We start from the raw sequence: 22,281 nt of genomic DNA on the forward strand, positions 1-22,281 counted from the left end.
CGGGCGGCCTCTCGTTGAAGGGTGCGGGACAATGGGGTACGTGACTCGGATCGTGATCATTGGCGGCGGACCCGGCGGATACGAAGCGGCGCTGGTGGCCGCGCAACTCGGCGCGGAGGTGACCGTCGTCGACTGCGACGGTCTGGGCGGGGCGTCGGTGCTGACCGACTGCGTGCCGTCCAAGACCCTCATCGCCACGGCTGAGGTGATGACCACCTTCGATTCCTCCTACGAGGAGCTGGGGATCATCGTCGCCGACGACACCCCGCCCATGGAGCAGGCCGCCCGGGTGGTGGGCGTCGATCTGGGCAAGGTCAACCGGCGGGTGAAGCGGCTCGCGCTGGCGCAGTCGCACGACATCACCGCCTCCGTGACGCGTGCGGGGGCGCGGGTCATGCGCGGGCGCGGGCGGCTGGAGGGCATGCAGGGGCTCGACGGGTCCCGCAAGGTCGTGGTGCGGGCCGCCGACGGGAGTGAGGAGACGCTGACCGCCGACGCGGTGCTCATCGCCACCGGCGGGCATCCGCGCGAGCTGCCGGACGCGCGGCCCGACGGTGAGCGGATCCTGAACTGGACCCAGGTGTACGACCTGGATGAGCTGCCCGAGGAGCTCATCGTGGTGGGGTCGGGTGTCACCGGTGCCGAGTTCGCCGGGGCCTATCAGGCGCTGGGGTCGCGGGTCACTCTCGTGTCCTCGCGGGACCGGGTGCTGCCGGGTGAGGACCCGGACGCCGCGGCCGTGCTGGAGGACGTGTTCCGGCGGCGTGGGATGAACGTCATGTCGCGGTCCCGGGCCCAGTCCGTCAAGCGGGTGGGGGACCGGGTGGAGGTGACGCTGGCGGACGGGCGCGTCATCACCGGGTCGCACTGTCTGATGGCCGTCGGCGCCATTCCCAACACGGAGGGGATGGGTCTGGAGGAGGCCGGGGTCTGGCTCAAGGAATCCGGGCACATCAAGACCGACCGGGTCTCGCGCACCTCGGCTCCCGGTGTGTACGCCGCCGGTGACGTCACCGGCGTCTTCGCGCTCGCCTCGGTGGCGGCGATGCAGGGGCGGATCGCCATATACCACTTCCTCGGCGACGCCGTGACCCCGCTGAACCTGAAGACCGTCTCCGCCAACGTCTTCACCGATCCCGAGATCGCCACCGTCGGCTACTCGCAGGCCGACGTGGACGCGGGCAAGATCGACGCCCGGGTGGTGAAGCTGCCGCTGCTGCGCAATCCGCGCGCCAAGATGCAGGGCATCCGGGACGGCTTCGTCAAGATCTTCTGCCGGCCCGGTACCGAGATCGTGGTGGGCGGTGTGGTCGTCGCGCCGCGCGCCTCGGAGCTCATCCACCCCATCTCGATCGCCGTCGACAACAACCTGACGGTCGAGCAGATCGCCAACGCCTTCACCGTGTACCCCTCCCTTTCGGGGTCGATCGCGGAGGTGGCACGGCAGCTGCACACCCGGAAGGCCGGCGGGGAGCAGTAGTCCGGCGGGCGCGGCTGGAAACGACTCCCCGCTGGTCACGGGGAGTTGCGGCGCTTGCGTGCGGCATAGGCGGCCGGGGTAGGCCCGTATACCACTTCCGGTGGTGGCATGCGAACAACTTCTGTTATTCGGCGCATACTGCTGAAAGCAGACGGTCGTTGGGGTTACTGTCAGTTTCGTGTTCGCTGCAGAACGTCGCCAATTGATCCTCGAAATGGTGCGAGCGAACGGGGCCGTGTCGCTCCGTGAGCTCGCCCGCGTCGTCCAGACCTCCGAAGTGACCGTACGGCGGGACGTGCGCGCACTGGAGGCAGAAGGACTCCTCGACCGCCGGCACGGCGGTGCGGTACTGCCGGGCGGGTTCACGCGAGAGTCCGGCTTTCCGCAGAAGTCTCATCTCGCGACCGCCGAGAAGACGGCCATCGCCGATCTCGCCGCGGGCCTCGTCGAAGAGGGCGAAGCCATCGTGGTGGGGGCGGGTACGACGACGCAGGAGCTGGCCCGTCGGCTCGCGCGGGTGCCCGGGCTGACGGTCGTCACCAACTCGCTGCTGGTGGCCCAGGCCCTCGCCCATGCCAACCGGGTCGAAGTCGTCATGACCGGTGGCACGCTCCGGGGGTCGAACTACGCCCTGGTGGGGTCGGGTGCCGAGCAGTCGCTGCAAGGGCTGCGGGTCTCCAAGGCCTTCCTGTCCGGGAGCGGGCTGACCGCCGAGCGGGGGCTGTCCACCTCCAACATGCTGTCGGCGTCCGTCGACCGGGCGCTGGTCCAGGCCGCCGCCGAGGTCGTCGTCCTCGCCGACCACTCCAAGCTGGGTACGGACACCATGTTCCAGACCGTGCCCACCGACGTCATCACCCGTCTGGTCACCGACGAGTCGCCGGGTCACGACGACCGCGCCGCCACCGAGCTCCAGGCCCTGGCCGACCAGGGCGTGCAGATCGCCGTGGCCGGGGCGTCGGGGGGTGGTACGGCGAACGACACCGGGGCCTCGGGAGCCCCGGGTGGTGATTCCGTGGCGCGTCAGCAGCGCCGGGACGTGCCGCTTCCGGGGCCGCGCCGTCAGGTTCCGGGTGCGGGGCTGCGGTCGGCCGCCGCCCTGGGTGAGCAGGGTGGCGGGGCGGAGCGGGCGCGCGTCGCCGATCTGCGTCGCCGGTAGTCGCGCCGGGCAGTGACAGGGGCGCCCGGCGGACCGTGTGAGGTCCGCCGGGCGCCCCTGTCGTGTGCTGCGGGTGCCTCAGTCCTTGATCTCGCAGATCGCGGCGCCGGAGGTGATGGACGCGCCGACCTCGGCGCCCAGGCCCTTGATGGTGCCGGACTTGTGGGCGTTGAGGGGCTGTTCCATCTTCATCGCTTCGAGTACGACGACGAGGTCGCCTTCCTGGACCTCCTGGCCCTCCTCGACGGCGATCTTCACGATCGTGCCCTGCATGGGGGAGGCGAGGGTGTCGCCGGAGGCGGCGGGGCCGGACTTCTTGGCCGCGCGGCGCTTGGGGCGGGCGCCGGCCGCCAGGCCGGTGCGGGCCAGGGACATGCCCAGGCTGGAGGGGAGGGAGACCTCCAGACGCTTGCCGCCGACCTCGACGACGACCGTCTCGCGGCCGCTCTCCTCGTCCGCCTCCGCGTCGGCGGGGGCGGTGAAGGGCTTGATCTCGTTGACGAACTCCGTCTCGATCCAGCGGGTGTGGACCGTGAAGGGGTCGGTGGAGCCGGTGAGTTCGGGGGCGAACGCGGGGTCCCGGACCACGGTGCGGTGGAAGGGGATGGCGGTGGCCATGCCCTCGACGGTGAACTCGTCCAGGGCGCGGGCGGCGCGCTCCAGCGCTTCCTTGCGGGTGCGGCCGGTGACGATCAGCTTCGCCAGGAGGGAGTCCCAGGCGGGGCCGATGACGGAGCCGGACTCGACGCCGGCGTCCAGGCGCACGCCCGGGCCGGTGGGGGCCTCGAAGCGGGTGACGCTGCCGGGGGCGGGCAGGAAGCCGCGGCCGGGGTCCTCGCCGTTGATGCGGAACTCGAAGGAGTGGCCGCGCAGGGCGGGGTCGTCGTAGCCGAGTTCCTCGCCGTCGGCGATGCGGAACATCTCGCGGACCAGGTCGATGCCGGCGACTTCCTCGGTGACCGGGTGCTCGACCTGGAGGCGGGTGTTGACCTCCAGGAAGGAGATCGTGCCGTCCATGCCGACGAGGAACTCCACGGTGCCGGCGCCGACGTAGCCGGCTTCCTTGAGGATCGCCTTGGATGACGCGTACAGCTCGGCCATCTGGGCGTCGGACAGGAAGGGTGCCGGGGCCTCCTCGACCAGCTTCTGGTGGCGGCGCTGGAGCGAGCAGTCACGGGTGGAGACGACGACCACGTTGCCGTGCTGGTCGGCCAGGCACTGGGTCTCCACGTGGCGGGGCTTGTCGAGGTAGCGCTCGACGAAGCACTCGCCCCGGCCGAAGGCCGCGACGGCCTCGCGGACGGCGGAGTCGTACAGCTCGGGGACCTCTTCGAGGGTGCGGGCGACCTTGAGGCCGCGGCCGCCGCCGCCGAAGGCCGCCTTGATCGCGATCGGCAGGCCGTGTTCCTTCGCGAAGGCCACGACCTCGTCCGCGCCGGAGACCGGGTCGGGGGTGCCGGCGACCAGGGGGGCGCCGGCCCGCTGGGCGATGTGGCGGGCGGCGACCTTGTCGCCCAGGTCCCGGATGGCCTGCGGGGGCGGGCCGATCCAGATCAGGCCGGCGTCCAGGACCGCCTGCGCGAACTCCGCGTTCTCGGAGAGGAATCCGTAGCCGGGGTGGATGGCGTCCGCGCCCGACTCGCGCGCGGCTTTGAGGACCTTCTCGATGTCCAGATAGCTGGTCGCGGGGGTGTCACCACCCAGGGCGAACGCCTCATCAGCGGCGCGGACATGCAATGCGTCCCGGTCCGGGTCCGCGTAGACGGCCACGCTCGCGATCCCGGCGTCCCGGCAGGCCCGGGCCACGCGGACAGCGATTTCGCCACGATTGGCGATGAGCACCTTGCGCACGATTGAGGCTCCCTCCTTGAAACAAGCCGAGTTTAGGGACTGCCGACACGGCACTTCGACCCGTCCCCAGTGGTGAGCTTGCCCACACGGAGCGTGATTCGAGGCTCGCCCGACCCGCGAAAGCCCTCGTAGTACCGCGCTACGCAGGACTCCTGGGGCAAACCCTAGCCCTCCGGTGTGGTCAAGGTCTCTGTAAGGGCGTGCTGCGGGCCACTCCGTTTCTTTGTGGAGTCCCTACTAATGGCCCAATGATTCTTTGCTCGTGCCGGAACCCTTGTGGCGAGGATTACCCGTTAGTAGCGTTCGGGGAGTCTCGAACGTACTTGGGGTAACAGCTGTCCCGTGCGGCAGCGGTCGAAGGTGGGTGGGGACCGGTGTCAGTGCGCAGGCCGGTGGCGTGGACCGTGGCCGTCGTGCTCTTCGTGGAGGCGGTCGGCGTCGCGGCGCTGAACTGGTTCCTGGGGATCGTCGTCGACCGTCAGGACATGTCCCTGGCCGGTCTCGACCCCGACATGATGTCCGTGTCCTCGAAGATCGGCGGCATCGTCTTCGGGCTGTACTTCGCGCTGTGCGCCCTGGTCGCCCTGCTCGTGGCCCTGCGCGACCGCGCGCCCGCGGGGCTCGGCAGGATCCTGCTGATCAGCGTCGCCGTGGTGCACGGGCTGCTCGGCGCCTTCAGCTGGGGGCTGGTGGGACCCGGCGCCTTCATCTTCATGATCGTCGTACTGGCCCTGATCGTGCTGCTGCTGATGACGTACGACGCCCGGGAGGAGCCCGCGGCCGGGCAGCGGACCGAGGGCGGCAAGGGCGACGACGGCTCCCCGGTCAGCCCTCCGACGGCGCCCACAACTCCGTGATGCCGGTCCCCAGCTCGGCGAGGAGCCGCCGCAGCAGGGGCAGGCTGAGACCGATCACGTTCCCGTGGTCGCCGTCGATGCCGTCGATGAACGGGGCCGAGCGGCCGTCCAGAGTGAAGGCCCCGGCGACGTACAGGGGTTCCCCCGAGGCCACGTAGGCGGCGATCTCGTCGTCGGTCGGCTCGCCGAAGCGGACGACGGTGGACGCGGTCGCCGAGACGTAGCGGCCGGAGGCGGTGTCCCAGACGCAGTGGCCGGTCTGCAGCGTGCCCGTCCGGCCGCGCATCGCCTTCCAGCGGGCGGTGGCCTCCTCGGCGTCCGCCGGCTTGCCGAGCGCCCGGCCGTCCAGGTCGAGCACCGAGTCGCAGCCGATCACCAGTGCGCCGTGCACCTCCGGCTTCGCGGCCACCACGGACGCCTTGGCCTCGGCCAGGGCGAGCGCCAGCTCGGCGGGGGTGGGTGCGGTGACGGCCTCCTCGTCGACACCGCTCACGAGGACCTCCGGGGCGAGCCCCGCCTGGCGCAGCAGGCCGAGCCGGGCCGGGGACTGGGAGGCGAGGACGAGTCGGCGGCGGGGCTGAGCAGTCATGGGGTCAGGTTAGCGACCCGGGCGGGGGCTGCTCACCCCAGACCGAGCACGATCATCGCGAGGACCATGGCCAGTGCCAGGAAGACGCTCAGCCGCCGCAGCATGTCCTGCGTGTCGCGCAGTTCCTTGGGCGGCTCGTTGTCGGGGTCGGACCACAGCATGTCACCAGCGTGAGGCTTGGCCGTGGGGGGTGACTTGAGTACGGGTACTCAAAACGGGGCGCGGGTTGCCGTTCTGTGCGCGGTTCCCCGCGCCCCTGGGTGTCCGAGCTCACCCGGGCCAGTACGTGCGGGTCCAGGACAACGGGCCCGGCTGGGGGAGGCGGGTGGTCGCGATGCGGGACGGGTCGGACCAGGCGTCCCTGGGGCCGGCGACGTCGGACGGCTCCGTCTCGATCGCGGCGGCGCGGGCCCTGACCACCGCCAGGGCGGCGGCCAGTTCTTCCGGGGTGGGGTTGCCCCGTACGACCTTGATCGTCACAGCGGCTCCTTACAGGGGGATGTTGCCGTGCTTCTTCGGGGGGAGGCTCTCCCGCTTGGTGCGCAGCTGGCGCAGGCCGCGGACGATGTGGCGGCGGGTGTCGGACGGCATGATCACCGCGTCGACGTAGCCGCGTTCGGCCGCGGTGTAGGGGTTGAGGAGGGCGTCCTCGTACTCCTGGATCAGGCGGGCCCGGGTGGCCTCGGCGTCGTCACCGGCGTCGGCGATGGTGCGGCGGTGCAGGATGTTGACCGCGCCCTGGGCGCCCATGACGGCGATCTGCGCGGTGGGCCAGGCCAGGTTGAGGTCGGCGCCCAGGTGCTTGGAGCCCATGACGTCGTAGGCGCCGCCGAAGGCCTTGCGGGTGATGACCGTGATCAGCGGGACCGTGGCCTCGGCGTAGGCGAAGATCAGTTTGGCGCCGCGGCGGATGATGCCGTCGTGCTCCTGGTCCACGCCCGGCAGGAAGCCGGGGACGTCGACGAAGGTGATCACGGGGACGTTGAAGGCGTCGCAGGTCCGCACGAACCGGGCGGCCTTCTCGGAGGCGGTGATGTCCAGGCAGCCGGCGAACTGCATCGGCTGGTTGGCGACGATGCCGACCGGGCGGCCCTCGACCCGGCCGAAGCCAGTGAGGATGTTCGGCGCGTACAGCGGCTGGGTCTCGAAGAACTCGGCGTCGTCGAGGACGTGCTCGATGACGGCGTGCATGTCGTAGGGCTGGTTCGCCGAGTCGGGGACGATCGTGTCCAGCTCGGCGTCCTCGTCGGTGACCGCGAGGTCCGCCTCCTCCGGGAAGGTGGGCGGCTCGGAGAGGTTGTTGGACGGCAGGTACGACAGGAGCTGCTTGACGTACTCGACGGCGTCCTTCTCGTCCCCGGCCATGTGGTGGGCCACGCCCGAGGTGGAGTTGTGGGTGCGGGCGCCGCCCAGTTCCTCGAAGCCGACGTCCTCGCCGGTGACCGTCTTGATGACGTCGGGGCCGGTGATGAACATGTGACTGGTCTGGTCGACCATGACCGTGAAGTCGGTGATCGCGGGGGAGTACACCGCGCCGCCCGCGCACGGGCCGACGACCAGGCTGATCTGCGGGACGACGCCCGAGGCGTGGGTGTTGCGGCGGAAGATCTCGCCGTACGCCCCGAGGGAGGCCACGCCCTCCTGGATGCGGGCGCCGCCGGAGTCGTTGATGCCGATGACCGGGCAGCCGGTCTTCAGCGCGAAGTCCATGACCTTGACGATCTTCTGGCCGTAGACCTCGCCCAGCGCGCCGCCGAAGACGGTGAAGTCCTGGGAGAACACGGCGACGGGGCGGCCGTCGACGGTGCCGTAGCCGGTGACGACGCCGTCGCCGTAGGGGCGGTTGGCGTCCAGGCCGAAGTTGGTGGAGCGGTGCCGGGCGAACTCGTCCAGCTCGACGAAGGAGCCCTCGTCGAGGAGGAGGTCGATGCGTTCACGAGCCGTCAGCTTGCCCTTGGCGTGCTGTTTCTCGACGGCGCGTGCGGAACCGGCGTGCGTCGCTTCCTCGATACGGCGCCTGAGATCCGCGAGCTTGCCCGCGGTCGTGTGGATGTCGGGCTGCTGCTCTTCCGGCTCGGACATCGGGATGCGGCTCCCTGCCTGCTCAAAAGGGGGGACGGTTACTCGTTCGTAGAGTAGTAGGGGGCCTTCCGTTCGGCAGTGCGGTGTTTCCCACACCTAGGGTGGGTTGCATGACGCCCCGAGATTCCTCCGACTCCCCAGGCTCCCCGCGCAACAGGTGGTCCGACCTGGACCGGCCGCCCCTCAACAGCACCGCGCTGCGCCGGGGGCTGGTGCGGGACGGCGGGCTGTGGCGGCAGGTGGACGTCGTGCAGCGCACCGGCTCCACCAACTCCGACCTTGTGGCCCGCGCCGCCGAGGACGACCTGGCGGAGGGCGTCGTCCTCGTCGCCGAGGAGCAGGACGCCGCGCGCGGGCGCCTGGACCGGCGGTGGACGGCACCGGCCCGCTCCGGACTCTTCTTCTCCGTGCTGCTGCGGCCCGCCGAGGTTCCGGTGGCCCGCTGGGGCTGGCTGCCGCTGCTCACCGGCGTCGCCGTGGCGACCGGGCTGTCCCGGGTCGCGGGCGTCGACACCGCGCTGAAGTGGCCCAACGACCTGCTGGTGACCGTCGGCGACGAGGAGCGCAAGGCCGGCGGGATCCTCGCCGAGCGGGCCGGGGACGACGGCGTCGTCATCGGCGTCGGCATCAACGTCTCGCTGCGCGCCGACGAACTGCCGGTCCCGCGGGCCGGGTCGCTCGCGCTGGCCGGGGCCGTGAACACCGACCGGGACCCGCTGCTGCGCGGGGTGCTGCGGTCGCTGGAGGAGTGGTACGGGCGCTGGCGCGGGGCGGGCGGCGACCCGGCGGCCAGCGGCCTCCAGGAGACCTACGCGGCGGGCTGCGCGACGCTCGGGCGCGTGGTGCGGGCGGAGCTTCCGGGGGACCGGTCGCTCGTGGGGGAGGCGGTGGCCGTGGACGGGGACGGACGGCTGGTCCTCGCGACGGAGGCGGGCGTGCAGGAGCCGGTGGGCGCCGGGGACATCGTGCATCTGCGGTTGGCGTGAGCGGGGCCCCGGGGCACTCTCGGAGTGCGGGCCGCACGGGAGTGAGCTGGGGCACACCTGACGTAAAGTTGGGGCCGGTCGAACCTGACCGCGGCAGATCGGAAAGGCAGCAGGCGTGACCGTCGACGACACCGGCTCCGGCGCGGACGGGGACGGCCGGGTGGACCCCGAGCCCGACCCGGACTCCGCCGACCCCGGCGAGGACCCGCTCGCGCTGCGCCTGGAGGGTCTCATCCTGGGCGCCGAGCGCCGCTACACCCCCTTCCAGGCCGCCCGCAGCGCGGGCGTCTCCATGGAGCTGGCCTCCCGTTTCTGGCGGGCCATGGGCTTCGCCGACATCGGCCAGGCCAAGGCGCTCACCGAGGCCGACGTCCTCGCCCTGCGGCGCCTTGCCGGTCTGGTGGAGGCGGGGCTGCTCAGCGAGGCGATGGCCGTCCAGGTCGCCCGGTCCACGGGGCAGACCACCGCCCGGTTGGCCGAGTGGCAGATCGACTCCTTCCTGGAGGGCCTGACCGAGCCCCCCGAGCCCGGGATGACGCGCACCGAGGTGACGTACCCCATCGTCGAACTGCTCCTGCCCGAGCTTCAGGAGTTCCTCGTCTACGTCTGGCGGCGCCAGCTCGCCGCCTCGGCCGGCCGGGTCATCCAGGCCGGGGACGACGAGGAGATGGTGGACCGGCGGCTCGCGGTGGGCTTCGCGGACCTGGTCGGGTTCACGCGGCTGACCCGGCGCATGGAGGAAGAAGAGCTGGGCGAGCTGGTCGAGGCCTTCGAGACCACCTCCGCCGACCTGGTGGCCGCGCGCGGCGGACGGCTGGTCAAGACCCTCGGCGACGAGGTGCTCTACGCCGCCGACGACGCCGGTACGGCCGCCGAGATCGCCCTGCGGCTCATCGAGACCATGGCCAACGACGAGACCATGCCGGAACTGCGCGTCGGTATCGCCTTCGGCACGGTCACCACCCGGATGGGCGACGTCTTCGGCACGACGGTCAACCTGGCCTCCCGGCTCACCTCGATAGCCCCCAAGGACGCGGTCCTCGTCGACACCGCCTTCGCGGAGGAGCTGATCCGCACCCGGGACGCCCCCGCCTCCGAGGCCGCGGCGGCCGAGGAGGCCGCCGCCGCGGAGAAGGAGGGCGAGGAACCGCCGGTGTACCGCTTCGCGCTCCAGCCGATGTGGCAGCGCCCGGTGCGCGGCCTCGGCGTGGTCGAGCCCTGGCTGCTCACCCGCCGGGACGGCGGCGGCGGGGAGTCGTGAACCGCGGCAGTCGGTCGTCGTAGAGCGTTCCCGTCGGTCGTCGTAGGGGTGCGTTCGCCGGTCGTCGGCGGTCGCGTCCGTCAGCCGCCGAGCAGGTCCACGCAGAGGCCGATGACCGGCACACACAGGCCCGGATCGTCGGGTCCCGGCTCCGGACCGGACGTCGGTGGACTGCCGCGGTCCGGTGGCGGGGTCGGCGCGGAGGACGGCGCCGGGCGGTCGGACCGCGGCGGCCGCGGTGTCCCCGGGAGCGGGGTGCGGCCGCCGGTGCCCTCCGTCGTTTCCCCCTCCCCTTCCCCTGTGCCTTCCCTCTGCCTGTCCCCCGGATCTCGGCCGTCCGGGCCGTCCGGGCCGGTCGCGGCGGTGGGGAGGGGGACCGCCCGCCCGCTCGCGGACGGGTCGGGCACGAGACCGGGTACCGGGCCCGGCCCGGGGGAGCCGCTCAGGCCGCCCATGGCGGACGTCGCCGAAGGGCTCGCTCCGGACGGTCCGCCGCCGGTGGCCGTGGCGGCCGGCGCCGTCCCCCGGTCCGGGGCCACGCCCCGGCCGCCGCCCTCCAGGCGCGGCCCCGCCTCGACGCCGAGGCCGCCCGGGCCGCCGCCGGGCCCGGGCAGCAGGCGTACGACGCTCAGGGCGCCTGCCGCCAGGGCGAGGCCGCCGGCGGCCAGCAGGACTTTGCGGGGGCGGGGACGGCGGTGCCGGCCGCGGCGGCCCCACGCGTACCGCGGCTGTGTCGGTGTGCCGGTCGTCGTCATGATCCCTCCCCGGTGCGCACGCGCCCCCGCTGCGCCGTGGCGGAGCGAGGCTACGGTCTGCCGTGGGCCGGGGTACGGCGGTCACTCGCTTGTCACTCGAACGGGTGGGCGGGGCCGGTGTGCGGAGCGGGCGGGTCCGGCCTTCCCCCACGCGGGTCCGCCTGCGATGATCGGGCTGTCGACTTGTTAACACGCGTTAACTGGAGGGTGTCATGAGCGAGGAGCGGTTCGGAGAGTTCGTCGTGGTGCGGCGGCACGCGGACGGGCATGTCGCGGAGCTCGCGCTCGACCGGCCGAAGGCCATGAACGCCGTGTCGACCGCTATGGCCCAGTCCCTGAGCGCGGCTTGCGCGGCGCTGGGCGAGGACCGGGACGTGCGGGTGGTGGTGCTGACCTCCACGCACGAGCGGGCGTTCTGCGTCGGGGCGGACCTGAAGGAGCGCAACTCCTTCTCCGACGCCGACCTGCTGCGCCAGCGGCCGGTGACGCGCGGGGCGTACACCGCGGTGCTGGAGCTGCCGCAGCCCACGGTCGCGGCCGTGCACGGGTTCGCGCTGGGCGGCGGGTTCGAGCTGGCGCTGTCGTGCGACGTGATCGTGGCCGACCCCACGGCCGTGGTGGGGCTGCCGGAGGTGTCCGTCGGGGTGATCCCGGGCGGCGGCGGCACCCAGCTGCTGCCGCGCCGGGTGGGGGCCGCGCGCGCGGCCGAGCTGGTGTTCACGGCCCGGCGGGTGCCGGCCGGGGAGGCGCGCGAGCTGGGACTCGTGGACCAGCTGGTGGCGGAGGGCCGGGACCGGGACGAGGCGCTGGAGCTGGCCTCCCGGATGGCCGCGAACTCCCCCGTGGGGCTGCGGGCGGCCAAGCGTGCCCTGCGCCTCGGGCACGGTCTCGACCTGCGCGCGGGGCTCGAGGTCGAGGACGCGGCGTGGCGGTCGGTGGCGTTCTCGGGGGACCGCGCGGAGGGCGTGGCGGCGTTCAACGAGAAGCGGGCGCCGCGGTGGCCGGGCGAGTGAGGTGTCGCCCGTCGCCTGTCATCCGCCGCCTGCCGTGTCTGTCGCACGCCGTGCCTGTCGCCTGCTGACTGTCGGCAGGCGGCAGGCGGCAGGCGGCAGGCGACAGGAAATCGCCCGGTTCGCCCTGTTTGAGTAACGTTTCTTCGTGAATCTCCCTAGCCTGGAGTGATGGGTGAGGACAGGCGGCTCGCGGCCGTGGTGGCGCTTGCGCAGGGGATGGCCGCCGCGCACAGCGCGCGTGAGGCGTGGCGGGCGGCGGCCCTCGGCGGGTGCCTGGCGCTGGGCGGCAGCTTCGCCGCCCTGTCGGTGTGGGAACGGGAACTGGGGCGGCTGCGGGTGCTCGTGAACGTCGGCCTGCGGGCCGAGGGCGAGGAGGAGTTCCCGGAGGACGAGTCCTATCCGGTGCACCAGTTCGCGGAGATCACCGAGTTCCTGCACGAGCGCTGGGCCGGCGGCGGTGAACCCGACGCCTGGGTCGAGACGGCCGCGGGGCCCGCCGCCGGGCGCCCCGGATACGTCCACCAGCGCGTCGCCGCCCTGCGCCGCCGGGGCCGAGGCTGCTGCGTGGTCGCGCCGATCGTGCTGCACGGGCGGGCGTGGGGCGAGCTGTACGTGGCCCGGCCGGTGGGGGAGCGGGTCTTCGAACGGGCCGACGCCGACTTCGCCACCGTGCTGGCCTCCGTCGTCGCCGCCGGGATCGCGCAGACCGAGCGGCTGGAGGAGGCCAGACGGCTCGCGTACACCGACGCGCTCACCGGGCTGGCCAACCGCCGTGCCGTCGACTCCGCGCTGGACGAGGCCGTCGAGCGGCACCGTGAGGAGGGCGTCGTCGTCAGCCTCGTCGTCTGCGATCTGAACGGCCTCAAGCGGGTGAACGACACGCACGGTCACGCGGTCGGGGACCGGCTCCTGGAGCGGTTCGGGTCGGTGCTGTCGCTGTGCGGGGCGATGCTGCCGGGGGCGCTCGCGGCACGGCTCGGCGGGGACGAGTTCTGTCTGCTCGCGGTCGGGCCGCCCGCCGACGCGGTGGTCAAGGCGGCCGAGGAGCTGTGCCGCCGGGCGGCCGAGCTGGAGCTGGGGGACGGCGTGGCCTGCGGGGTCGCGTCCACGGAGGACCCGGTCGGGCCCGTCCGTTCCGCCCGCCGGCTGTTCCGGCTCGCCGACGCCGCCCAGTACCGCGCCAAGGCCGAGCGCGCGGCCGGGCCGGTCGTCGCGGGACGCGAGGGCCCCGACGACCCCGTCGTACGGCTCGCGGACGAGCCCTCCCGGGAGGAGGACGGGGAGCGCAGGCGGTTCCGCGGGCGGCACTCGCCGTGACCTCACTCGGGTAAGGGGCGCAGGCGGCGCTCATCCGTGACGCACCCCCTCGTGACATCATCGAATTCACTGCGTACGCTCCTGAATATGGATATGCACACTGTGGTGGTGGGGACGTCCGGGGTCACCGCGTCCGACGTCCTCGCCGTGGCGCGCGGCGGCGCCCGGATCGAACTCTCCGGCGACGCGGTCGCCGCCCTGGCCGCGGCCCGCGGCATCGTGGACGCACTGGCCGCCAAGCCGGACCCCGTCTACGGCGTGAGTACCGGCTTCGGCGCCCTGGCGACCCGGCACATCAGCCCCGAGCTGCGGGCCCAGCTGCAGCGCAACATCGTCCGCTCGCACGCCGCCGGGATGGGGCCGCGCGTCGAGCGCGAGGTGGTCCGCGCGCTGATGTTCCTGCGGCTGAAGACCGTCTGCTCCGGGCACACCGGCGTCCGCCCGGAGGTCGCGCAGACCATGGCCGACGTGCTGAACGCCGGGATCACCCCGGTCGTGCACGAGTACGGCTCCCTGGGCTGCTCCGGCGACCTCGCCCCGCTGTCGCACTGCGCGCTGACCCTCATGGGCGAGGGCGACGCCGAGGGCCCCGACGGCACCGTGCGGCCGGCCGGTGAGCTGCTCGCCGAGCACGGGATCGCGCCGGTCGAGCTGCGCGAGAAGGAGGGCCTCGCCCTCCTCAACGGCACCGACGGCATGCTCGGCATGCTGGTCATGGCCCTCGCCGACCTCGACACCCTCTACAAGTCGGCCGACATCACCGCCGCCCTGACCATGGAGGCGCTGCTCGGCACCGACAAGGTGCTCGCGCCCGAGCTGCACGCCATCCGCCCGCACCCGGGGCAGGCCGCCAGCGCGGCGAACATGGCCGCGGTGCTCAGGGGCTCCGGCCTGACCGGGCACCACCAGGACGACGCCCCGCGGGTCCAGGACGCCTACTCCGTGCGCTGCGCCCCGCAGGTCGCGGGCGCCGGACGCGACACCATGGCCCACGCCGGTCTCGTCGCCGAGCGCGAGCTGGCCGCGGCCGTGGACAACCCGGTGGTCCTGCCCGACGGCAGGGTGGAGTCCAACGGCAACTTCCACGGCGCCCCGGTCGCCTACGTCCTGGACTTCCTCGCCGTCGCCGTCGCCGACCTCGGCTCGATCACCGAGCGGCGCACCGACCGGCTCCTGGACAAGAACCGCAGCCACGGCCTGCCGCCGTTCCTCGCCGACGACGCGGGCGTCGACTCCGGGCTGATGATCGCCCAGTACACACAGGCCGCCCTGGTCAGCGAGTTGAAGCGGCTGGCCGTACCGGCCTCGGCGGACTCCATCCCGTCCTCCGCGATGCAGGAGGACCACGTGTCGATGGGCTGGTCGGCGGCGCGCAAGCTGCGCACGGCCGTGGACAACCTGGCCCGCGTGATCGCCGTCGAGCTGTACGCCGCCACGCGCGCGATCCAGCTCCGTGAGGGACTGACCCCGGCGCCCGCGTCGCAGGCCGTCATCGACGCCGTACGGGCGGCCGGCGTGGAGGGACCGGGACCGGACCGCTACCTGGCGCCCGACCTCGCCGCGGCGGACGCGTTCGTACGCGCCGGGCACCTGGTCGCGGCGGCGGAGACGGTCACGGGGCCGCTGCGCTAGCGGACGGTCACGTGTCCGAGGGGCCCCGGCGGGACGACGCCGGGGCCCCTCGTGCTGCCTGCTGGGCACACCGGACGGTCAAGAATGGCCAGGGATGGTCCCGAACGGTCAAGGGAGCCAAAAGAACGTCAAGTTCTCTTAAAAGCCCAGGCGTTCCCGGCGTACCGAGTAGCCCACGAAGCCGGCGCCGAGGCCGAGGCAGAGGGCGCCGCCGACGACGTAGGGCGTGCTGTCGAAGCTGCCGGTGTCGGCCAGCCGGGTCGTGCCCTCGCCGGTCGCCGCCGTGTCCGTGGACGCGTCCGCGGAGGCGGCTCTCGCCTGGGCGGTGACCTGCGGAGACGGGGTGGCGGCCGCGGACTCGAGCACCGGTGTCTCGGGTGTCGCGTTCGCCGACGGGACGAACCACAGGGCACACAGCAGGCCGCCCGCGGAGGCGGCGGTCAGCAAGGAACGGCGAGCGGATGACACGGAATATCGATCCCCTTGTGGCGCTGGCGAATTGGCCGTGTGGGCAGATGTTAGTGAAAGGCGCGGGTCACGGGAAAGTCACGGGAGCGGTCGGCCTTACGCTCCGGGCATGAGCACTCCTGAGACATCACGGTTTGTACGTATTCGCGTCGAGCTGGTTCTCGAGGTCGACGACGAGGAGGCCGTTACCGGGGCCGCGCTGCAGGCCCTCGCCGACGACACCGAGCTGTCCGACGCGGAACGGGCCGACTCCGAGCGCGCTGTGACGGAGGACACCGCCGAGGCCCTGGCGCATCTGGTGGACCCGTTCGACCTGGTCAGCGTGGTGCCCGGAGTCGAACTGCGGCAGGCCTCCTGGAGCAGTGAGCAGATCGACTACGACCCCGATTCGCCCGAGTGGGACCTCGACGAGGATGATGGCGGCGAGAACGACCCGGAAGACGAGGAAATGACGGTCGGCTGACGCGGTGTGGGGAAATTCGTGACCCCGGGCGGCAACCGCCGTCCGGGGTTTCGTCGTCTCACGGTGCGCACTGACCGATGCCTCCCCGCACCACCTCCGGTCTCCGGCGGCAAACGTGGCATGCCCCACACCCGTGAGCGATGTGGAACGGGACGAACCGGTCGTAGCGTTGAAAGTTATTGACGGGGTATCTCGGGGTTTCGGGAATCGGCAACGATGGAGAAGCGTGTGATGACGGACGGTAAGCGGCGCAAGGGCCTGATGGCCGCGTCCGCACTGCTCGGCGGTGTGCTGGTGCTCTCGGCATGTTCCAGTAGCGACGCCGACACCTCCGGGGGTGGGGACGGCAAGACCTCGCAGGCCGAGGTCGACGAAGCGGCGGCCAAGAAGACGTCCGAGGCCCAGATCAAGATCACACCCAAGGGCGGCTCGGACAACGCCTCCATCAACAACGCCGCCGGCGTCACCGTGAGCAAGGGCACGCTCACCGAGGTGAAGATGACCGCCTCGGACGGCACCGAGGTCAAGGGCGAGATATCCGCCGACAAGACCAGCTGGAAGCCCAGCGGTCAGCTGGAGCGTGCCACCAAGTACCAGATCACGGCGACCGCGCAGGACTCCGAGGGCCGCGCCGCCCACGAGAACGCGTCGTTCACCACGGTCTCCCCGCAGAACAGCTTCATCGGGACCTTCACTCCGGACGACGGCAAGACCGTCGGCGTCGGGATGCCCGTGTCGATCAACTTCGACAAGCAGATCACCGACAAGGCCGCCGTCCAGAAGGGCATCACGGTCAACAGCAGCAGCGGCCAGGAGGTCGCCTGCCACTGGTTCTCCACCCAGCGCATGGACTGCCGCCCCGAGAAGTACTGGCAGGAGGGCTCGACCGTCACCCTCAAGCTCGCGCTCGACGGGGTCGAGGGCGCCGACGGCGTCTACGGCGTCCAGCAGAAGACGGTCACCTTCAAGATCGGCCGCAACCAGGTCTCCTACGTCGACGCGAAGACCAAGCAGATGAAGGTCACGCAGGACGGCAAGACCGTCAAGACCATCCCGATCTCCGCCGGCTCCCCGGACAACAAGACCTACGAAGGCCAGATGGTGATCTCCGAGAAGTACAAGGAGACCCGCATGGACGGCTCGACCGTCGGCTTCACCGACGACGACGGCAAGGGCGAGTACGACATCAAGGACGTGCCGCACGCCATGCGCCTGAGCACCTCCGGCACCTTCATCCACGGCAACTACTGGGGCAAGGGCATCTTCGGCAGCGTCAACACCAGCCACGGCTGCGTGGGCCTGGAGGACGCCAAGGGCGCGAACGACCCGAACACGCCGGGCGCCTGGTTCTACAACAACTCCATCATCGGTGACGTGGTCGTCGTCCAGAACACCGGCGACAAGACCATCTCCCCGGACAACGGCCTCAACGGCTGGAACATGGACTGGGCCCAGTGGAAGGCGGGTTCGGCGGTCTGACGCCGAACGCCCTCCGCGCCGACGGTACTTCACACGGGCGCCCGCCCCTCCCCGCACGGGAGCGGCGGGCGCCCGCGCGTTTCCGGCCCACCGTGCGCGCTCCGGCGGTCGGTCACGTGGTCAGGTCGAGCCACTCACCGACGGCCAGTACGCGTGCCCGCCGTCCGGCGTGCGCGCGGAACTCGGCCGCGGGGTCGGGGACCTCGGCGTAGCCGGGGATCTTGTCCGGCTGCTCCGGCTCGTAGTGGACCGGCACCGCGTAGCGGGCGTCGAGGATCTCCGCCGCCGCGGCCGCCTGCCGCGGGTCCAGCGCGGCGGGCACCGGGCTCGGCGGCTGCAGGTGCGGTGCGTCGACCACCGCGCCGTTGGCGGGCAGGAGCACCACGTCGAACGGGCTGAACCGGCGGGCGACGAGCCACCAGTAGCCGTGGAACATCGTGTCGCCGCCGTGGAAGACCCGCTGTCCGTCGGCCTGCACCACCCAGTTCACCTGCGGGTCGCCCAGCCCGTCCACGGCGGGGACCGCCGTGACGCGGAACGGCCCGAGGTCGCGCGTGGACCAGACGTCCACGACCTCGGCGGCCAGCCGGTGCCGGACCAGCTCGCGCTCGGCCGGCAGCGTCGTCACGTTGTCCACGTCGTCGCCGTGACCGGGTGCCGGGCGCAGCACCGGCGCCCCGGGCGTCAGCACGTCCGAGAGCGCGGACGCGTCGGTGTGGTCCCGGTGCAGGTGGGTGACGAGCGCGGCGGAGGCCCGCCCGCTCGGCGCCGCCAGTCCCACGCCGGGCTGCCACCCCGTGAACAGCGGTGAGAGGTCCCGCACGTAGTCGATCACCAGCCGTTCGCCGCCCGCCTCGATCTCCACTCCGGCCCAGCCCAGTCGTCGCACCCGCATCTCGCACTCCTTCGTTCCGGTGGCTGCTCCGGAACTTAGCGTACGCACGTTCGCTAAATCAATAGCGAACGTGCGTACGCTATCCTTGTCGCATGTCACCACGACGCTCAGCTGCGGAAGCGCAGGCCACCAAGGGGCGGATCCTCGGCCGTGCCGCCGAGATCGCCTCCGAGGAAGGGCTGGACGGCATCACCATCGGCCGGCTCGCCGAGGAGCTGGAGATGAGCAAGTCCGGGGTGCACAAGCACTTCGGCACCAAGGAGACGCTGCAGATCTCCACCCTGGACAAGGCGTTCGTGGACTTCTGGCACCGGGTGGTCGAGCCGGCGCTGGACGAGCCGCCGGGGCTGCGGCGGCTGCGCGCGGTGTGCGCCAACTCCGTGGGCTACCTCGAAGAGCCCCTGCTGCCCGGCGGCTGCCTGATGACCGCGGCACTCACCGAGTACGACGGCCGCCCCGGCCGGGTCCGCGACGCGGTGGCCGAGGTGTGGACGCGCTGGCGGGACCAGCTGCGGGCGGACCTGGCCGCGGCGGTGGACAACGGTGAGCTGCCTCCCGGATTCGACGTCGACCAGGCGTTGTTCGAGATCGTCGCTGCCGGACTGGCGCTGAACGCGGCGATGCAGCTCGAGCACGACCGGACGGCCGCGGGCCGGGCCCGCCGCGCGATCGAGCGGGCCCTGGACCAGTCCTGAAGGGATCCCGGCGCCGGCCGTCCGGGTGCGGCCCCGTCACGTGGGAAGTGAGGCCGCCGCGTCCGTCCCCGTCACGTGGGAAGTGAGGCCGCCGCGTCCGTCCCCCAGCTCGCCAGCAGGCGCAGCCCGTCCGCCGACGGGGAGCCGGGCTCCGCGTGGTAGGTGATGAACGCCTGCTCGTCGTCGTCGACCAGGCGGAAGGTCTCGAAGGACAGGGTCAGGTCACCGACCAGCGGGTGCCGCATCCGCTTGACGCCGTAGCTCTTCTCCTTGACGTCGTGCGTGGCCCACAGGCGGCGGAACTCCTCGCTCTTCACCGACAGCTCGCCCACCAGCGCCGACAGCCGCGGGTCGTCCGGGTGCCGGCCCGCGTCCATGCGCAGGAAGCTGACCATGTCGTAGGCCTTCTGGTCCCAGTCGACGAACAGCTCGCGGTAGTCCGGGTTCAGGAAGACCAGCCGCGCCCAGTTCCGCTCGGCGGGGGGCAGCTTGCCCCAGTCGCCGAAGAGGGCGGCGGCCATCCGGTTCCAGGCGAGGATCTCCGAGCGGCGGCCCGTCACGTACGCCGGCACCGTGTCGATCGACTCCAGGAGCTGGAGCAGCGCCACCCGCACCGGTCGCTGCCGGCCGACGCCCGCCGACGCCCGCCTGCGCTGCTGCTTCGGCCTCGCCAGGTGCGTCAGGTGGGCCTGCTCCGCGTCGGTCAGCCGCAGCGCGCGGGCGATGGCGTCCAGGACCTCCGCCGACACGTTCTGCCCGTTGCCCTGTTCGAGGCGGGTGTAGTACGCCACCGAGACCCCGGCCAGCTGCGCCAGCTCCTCGCGCCGCAGCCCCGGCACCCTGCGCCGGCGTCCGTACGACTCCAGGCCCACGTCCTCCGGCTGCAGCCGCGCCCGCCGGGTGCGCAGGAACTCGCTCAGTTCGGCCCGCCGGTCAAGCTGTCCGTCCATGCTTCCAGTATCGCCGGACGTATTCCCGGTCGTACGCACACGAGCCTGTCCCCGTCGGTGGTAGGCACGCCGGTCGTACGCAAAGCCGTGGTCTGGGTGGATCCGCGGGTGACAGGCAGGGTGGAAGCATCACCCAGTCACGCCAAGAGAATCCCGGAGAACCCGGCATGACCACTGTCGCCGCGTACGCAGCACCCGCCGCCAAGGCGCCGCTGGAGCGCACCACCATCGAGCGGCGCGAGGTGCGTGAGCACGACGTCCTGATCGACATCAAGTTCGCCGGCATCTGCCACTCCGACATCCACCAGGTCCGCGAGGGCTGGGGCGAGGCCATCTTCCCGATGGTCCCCGGCCACGAGATCGCGGGCGTCGTCGAGGCCGTCGGCCCCGGTGTCACCAAGTTCGCCGTCGGCGACCGGGTGGGCGTCGGCTGCATGGTCGACTCCTGCCGCGAGTGCGACAACTGCAAGGCCGGCCGCGAGCAGTACTGCACGGGCGGCAACGTGATGACGTACAACGGCGTCGGCAAGGACGGCGAGCCCACCTACGGCGGCTACTCCGAGAAGGTCGTCGTCGACGAGAACTTCGTCCTCGGCATCCCCGAGGGCATCTCCCTGGACGAGGCCGCGCCCCTGCTGTGCGCCGGTATCACCACGTACTCCCCGCTCAAGCGCTGGAACGCGGGCCCCGGCAAGAAGGTCGCCGTCATCGGCCTGGGCGGCCTCGGCCACATGGCCGTCAAGCTCGCGCACGCCCTGGGCGCCGAGGTGACCGTGCTGTCGCAGTCCCTGCGCAAGAAGGACGACGGCCTGAAGCTGGGCGCCGACCACTACTACGCGACCAGCGACCCGGCCACCTTCGAGGAGCTGGCCGGCACCTTCGACCTGATCGTCTCCACGGTCTCGGCCCCGCTCGACCTCGGCGCCTACCTGGGGCTGCTGAAGACCGAGGGCACGCTGGCCAACGTCGGCGCCCCCGAGGAGCCGGTCTCCCTCAACCTCTTCGCGCTGCTCGGCGGCGGCAAGTCCCTCTCCGGCTCCATGATCGGCGGCATCGCCGAGACCCAGGAGATGCTGGACTTCTGCGCCGAGCACGGCATCGGCGCCGAGATCGAGCTGATCGCCGCGTCCGAGGTCAACGAGGCCTACGAGCGGGTCCTGGCCAGCGACGTGCGGTACCGCTTCGTGATCGACACCGCGACGATCTGATCCCGGGGGAAGATTTTCTCGGATTCTTCCCTCTGCCCTGTCACACGGCCGCCCCGCCCCGGGTCATACCGCCACCACATACGGCGGACGTCCGGGCGGGGCGGTCCCACATCGGTTCCCACCCCGCGCCCCGGACGCCACGGACACCGGGAGCAGCCATGACCCACCCCTCGACCCCCTCGGCCTCCAGCACGCCCCTGCTGGTCACCGGCGGCACCGGCACCCTCGGCGGCCACGTCGTCCCGCTGCTGCGGGCGGCCGGCCACGAGGTCCGCGTCCTCACCCGGCAGCCCCGCCCCACCGACGGTGACGGCGTCACCCACGTCACCGGCGACCTGCGCACCGGCGAGGGCGTCGAGGCCGCCGTCGACGGTGTGCGCACCATCCTGCACATGGCGGGCGGCCCCAAGGGCGACGACGAGGCGACCCGCACCCTGGTGCGCGCCGCCGTCCGCGCGGACGTGGGGCACCTGGCGTACATCTCCGTCGTGGGCGCCGACCGGGTCCCGCTGGCCTGGCTGCGCACCAAGCTGGAGTCGGAGCGGGCGATCGCCGGCTCGGGCATCGGCTGGACGGTGCTGCGGGCGGCCCAGTTCCACGAGCTGACCCTGACGATGATCGAGAAGATGACCCGGCTGCCGGTCCTCCCGGTCCCGGGCGGGCTGCGTCTGCAACCGGTCGCCGCCCGCGAGGTCGCCGCGCGCATGGCCGAACTGACCCTGGGCGAGCCGTCCGGCCGGGTCCCCGACATGACCGGACCCGAGGTCCTCGATCTGGCCACGCTGGCCCGTTCCTATCTCGACCTGCGCGGCGGCAGCCGGCGCCCGAAGCTGCCGGTGCGCATTCCCGGGAAAGCGGGTCGCGCGTACCGTTCTGGCGAGAATCTCACCCTGGAAGACGCGCTGGTCGGCAAGCTGACGTGGGCCGAATTCCTGGCGGAGAGGACGGTCGGGTGAGTTCTCCCGGCATTCATGGCTGAAAGTCGGCGCAGTCGAAGAATATGCGCATGACAACTATTGCAAAGCGGATCAAAACCTTCGCCCCCGCCTCCGCAAAGGGTGCTGGAATATCGTTTCTGCTGCGAATTCCGGCGAGATGCTGAAAGCGGCACACAGCATGCCCGCCGAAACCCGGCGGGCAT

22 protein-coding genes are annotated in these 22,281 nt (G+C 72.0%); 13 read left to right on the forward strand and 9 right to left on the reverse strand.

All coding sequences use genetic code 11. The features are described 5' to 3' along the window. The first annotated feature begins 31 nt into the window (after positions 1-31). Positions 32-1,480 (forward strand): NAD(P)H-quinone dehydrogenase, encoded by a 1,449-nt coding sequence (locus ACZ6IM_RS19495; protein WP_469557749.1) that lies wholly within the window; start codon positions 32-34, stop codon positions 1,478-1,480. Between the two features lie 178 nt (positions 1,481-1,658). Further along, positions 1,659-2,639 (forward strand): DeoR/GlpR family DNA-binding transcription regulator, encoded by a 981-nt coding sequence (locus tag ACZ6IM_RS19500; protein ID WP_469557751.1) that lies wholly within the window; start codon positions 1,659-1,661, stop codon positions 2,637-2,639. A gap of 78 nt (positions 2,640-2,717) precedes the next feature. Here ACZ6IM_RS19500 and ACZ6IM_RS19505 read toward each other — a convergent pair whose 3' ends face one another. Continuing rightward, positions 2,718-4,490: an acetyl/propionyl/methylcrotonyl-CoA carboxylase subunit alpha gene (locus tag ACZ6IM_RS19505; protein WP_052839688.1), complete on the reverse strand. Its 1,773-nt coding sequence runs from the start codon at positions 4,488-4,490 to the stop codon at positions 2,718-2,720. A 374-nt stretch (positions 4,491-4,864) separates the two neighbouring features. Between ACZ6IM_RS19505 and ACZ6IM_RS19510 the strand changes: the two genes are divergently transcribed. Further along, positions 4,865-5,347 carry a hypothetical protein gene (locus ACZ6IM_RS19510; protein WP_052839687.1) on the forward strand — a complete coding sequence of 161 codons (483 nt, stop codon included), beginning with the start codon at positions 4,865-4,867 and terminating at the stop codon, positions 5,345-5,347. Here ACZ6IM_RS19510 and ACZ6IM_RS19515 read toward each other — a convergent pair. The 4 genes from ACZ6IM_RS19515 to ACZ6IM_RS19530 all read right to left on the reverse strand — a co-directional run bounded on the left by ACZ6IM_RS19515 (position 5,316) and on the right by ACZ6IM_RS19530 (position 8,018). Beyond that, positions 5,316-5,936, reverse strand: a complete 621-nt coding sequence (locus ACZ6IM_RS19515; RefSeq protein WP_052839686.1) for a nucleoside triphosphate pyrophosphatase — start codon at positions 5,934-5,936, stop codon at positions 5,316-5,318. The genes ACZ6IM_RS19510 and ACZ6IM_RS19515 overlap by 32 nt on opposite strands. A 32-nt stretch (positions 5,937-5,968) precedes the next feature. Further along, the gene (mmpB, locus tag ACZ6IM_RS19520) at positions 5,969-6,097 is read right to left on the reverse strand and encodes a morphogenic membrane protein MmpB (protein ID WP_052839685.1); all 129 of its coding nucleotides are present in this window, start codon (positions 6,095-6,097) and stop codon (positions 5,969-5,971) included. A 109-nt stretch (positions 6,098-6,206) separates the two neighbouring features. Next, positions 6,207-6,416: an acyl-CoA carboxylase epsilon subunit gene (locus ACZ6IM_RS19525; protein WP_052839684.1), complete on the reverse strand. Its 210-nt coding sequence runs from the start codon at positions 6,414-6,416 to the stop codon at positions 6,207-6,209. A gap of 9 nt (positions 6,417-6,425) precedes the next feature. Continuing rightward, positions 6,426-8,018, reverse strand: coding sequence for an acyl-CoA carboxylase subunit beta (locus ACZ6IM_RS19530; RefSeq protein ID WP_469557754.1), 1,593 nt, complete (start codon positions 8,016-8,018; stop codon positions 6,426-6,428). A gap of 110 nt (positions 8,019-8,128) precedes the next feature. Between ACZ6IM_RS19530 and ACZ6IM_RS19535 the strand changes: the two genes are divergently transcribed. Both ACZ6IM_RS19535 and ACZ6IM_RS19540 read left to right on the forward strand, forming a co-directional pair. Next, a complete protein-coding gene (locus ACZ6IM_RS19535) occupies positions 8,129-9,004 on the forward strand; it encodes a biotin--[acetyl-CoA-carboxylase] ligase (protein WP_052839682.1) in 876 nt (291 codons plus the stop codon). Between the two features lie 115 nt (positions 9,005-9,119). After that, positions 9,120-10,265, forward strand: coding sequence for an adenylate/guanylate cyclase domain-containing protein (locus tag ACZ6IM_RS19540; protein ID WP_052839681.1), 1,146 nt, complete (start codon positions 9,120-9,122; stop codon positions 10,263-10,265). A gap of 80 nt (positions 10,266-10,345) precedes the next feature. Here ACZ6IM_RS19540 and ACZ6IM_RS19545 read toward each other — a convergent pair whose 3' ends face one another. After that, positions 10,346-11,020 (reverse strand): hypothetical protein, encoded by a 675-nt coding sequence (locus ACZ6IM_RS19545; RefSeq protein ID WP_052839680.1) that lies wholly within the window; start codon positions 11,018-11,020, stop codon positions 10,346-10,348. A 212-nt stretch (positions 11,021-11,232) separates the two neighbouring features. Between ACZ6IM_RS19545 and ACZ6IM_RS19550 the strand changes: the two genes are divergently transcribed. From ACZ6IM_RS19550 to hutH, 3 genes are all read left to right on the forward strand, one after another. Next, complete coding sequence (locus tag ACZ6IM_RS19550) at positions 11,233-12,033, forward strand: enoyl-CoA hydratase/isomerase family protein (RefSeq protein WP_052839679.1); 801 nt, start codon at positions 11,233-11,235, stop codon at positions 12,031-12,033. A gap of 168 nt (positions 12,034-12,201) precedes the next feature. Then, complete coding sequence (locus ACZ6IM_RS19555) at positions 12,202-13,350, forward strand: GGDEF domain-containing protein (RefSeq protein WP_052839678.1); 1,149 nt, start codon at positions 12,202-12,204, stop codon at positions 13,348-13,350. A gap of 93 nt (positions 13,351-13,443) precedes the next feature. Then, the gene (gene hutH, locus ACZ6IM_RS19560) at positions 13,444-14,982 is read left to right on the forward strand and encodes a histidine ammonia-lyase (RefSeq protein WP_052839677.1); all 1,539 of its coding nucleotides are present in this window, start codon (positions 13,444-13,446) and stop codon (positions 14,980-14,982) included. Positions 14,983-15,120: 138 nt separating this feature from the next. On the opposite strand, the gene ACZ6IM_RS19565 is transcribed toward hutH, so the two are convergent. Further along, complete coding sequence (locus tag ACZ6IM_RS19565) at positions 15,121-15,450, reverse strand: hypothetical protein (RefSeq protein WP_469557758.1); 330 nt, start codon at positions 15,448-15,450, stop codon at positions 15,121-15,123. A 109-nt stretch (positions 15,451-15,559) separates the two neighbouring features. On the opposite strand from ACZ6IM_RS19565, the gene ACZ6IM_RS19570 reads away from it, so the two are divergent. Next, positions 15,560-15,913, forward strand: a complete 354-nt coding sequence (locus tag ACZ6IM_RS19570) for a hypothetical protein (RefSeq protein ID WP_052839675.1) — start codon at positions 15,560-15,562, stop codon at positions 15,911-15,913. 231 nt (positions 15,914-16,144) lie between these two features. Beyond that, positions 16,145-17,392: a L,D-transpeptidase gene (locus tag ACZ6IM_RS19575; RefSeq protein WP_052839859.1), complete on the forward strand. Its 1,248-nt coding sequence runs from the start codon at positions 16,145-16,147 to the stop codon at positions 17,390-17,392. A 112-nt stretch (positions 17,393-17,504) separates the two neighbouring features. Here the strand turns inward: ACZ6IM_RS19575 and ACZ6IM_RS19580 are convergent, their stop codons facing one another. Beyond that, positions 17,505-18,287, reverse strand: a complete 783-nt coding sequence (locus ACZ6IM_RS19580; RefSeq protein WP_052839674.1) for an MBL fold metallo-hydrolase — start codon at positions 18,285-18,287, stop codon at positions 17,505-17,507. A gap of 92 nt (positions 18,288-18,379) precedes the next feature. Here ACZ6IM_RS19580 and ACZ6IM_RS19585 point away from each other — a divergent pair, with 92 nt between their 5' ends. Beyond that, positions 18,380-18,982, forward strand: coding sequence for a TetR family transcriptional regulator C-terminal domain-containing protein (locus ACZ6IM_RS19585; RefSeq protein ID WP_052839673.1), 603 nt, complete (start codon positions 18,380-18,382; stop codon positions 18,980-18,982). 71 nt (positions 18,983-19,053) lie between these two features. Here the strand turns inward: ACZ6IM_RS19585 and ACZ6IM_RS19590 are convergent, their stop codons facing one another. Next, positions 19,054-19,932, reverse strand: coding sequence for a helix-turn-helix domain-containing protein (locus tag ACZ6IM_RS19590; protein ID WP_052839672.1), 879 nt, complete (start codon positions 19,930-19,932; stop codon positions 19,054-19,056). A gap of 167 nt (positions 19,933-20,099) precedes the next feature. On the opposite strand from ACZ6IM_RS19590, the gene ACZ6IM_RS19595 reads away from it, so the two are divergent. Together ACZ6IM_RS19595 and ACZ6IM_RS19600 are read left to right on the forward strand one after the other, a co-directional pair. Further along, positions 20,100-21,140 carry an NAD(P)-dependent alcohol dehydrogenase gene (locus tag ACZ6IM_RS19595; protein ID WP_052839671.1) on the forward strand — a complete coding sequence of 347 codons (1,041 nt, stop codon included), beginning with the start codon at positions 20,100-20,102 and terminating at the stop codon, positions 21,138-21,140. Between the two features lie 158 nt (positions 21,141-21,298). Further along, positions 21,299-22,096, forward strand: a complete 798-nt coding sequence (locus ACZ6IM_RS19600) for an SDR family oxidoreductase (protein WP_469557761.1) — start codon at positions 21,299-21,301, stop codon at positions 22,094-22,096. The last annotated feature ends 185 nt before the right edge of the window (positions 22,097-22,281 follow it).

The organism is Streptomyces sp. NPDC042336 (assembly GCF_055581985.1).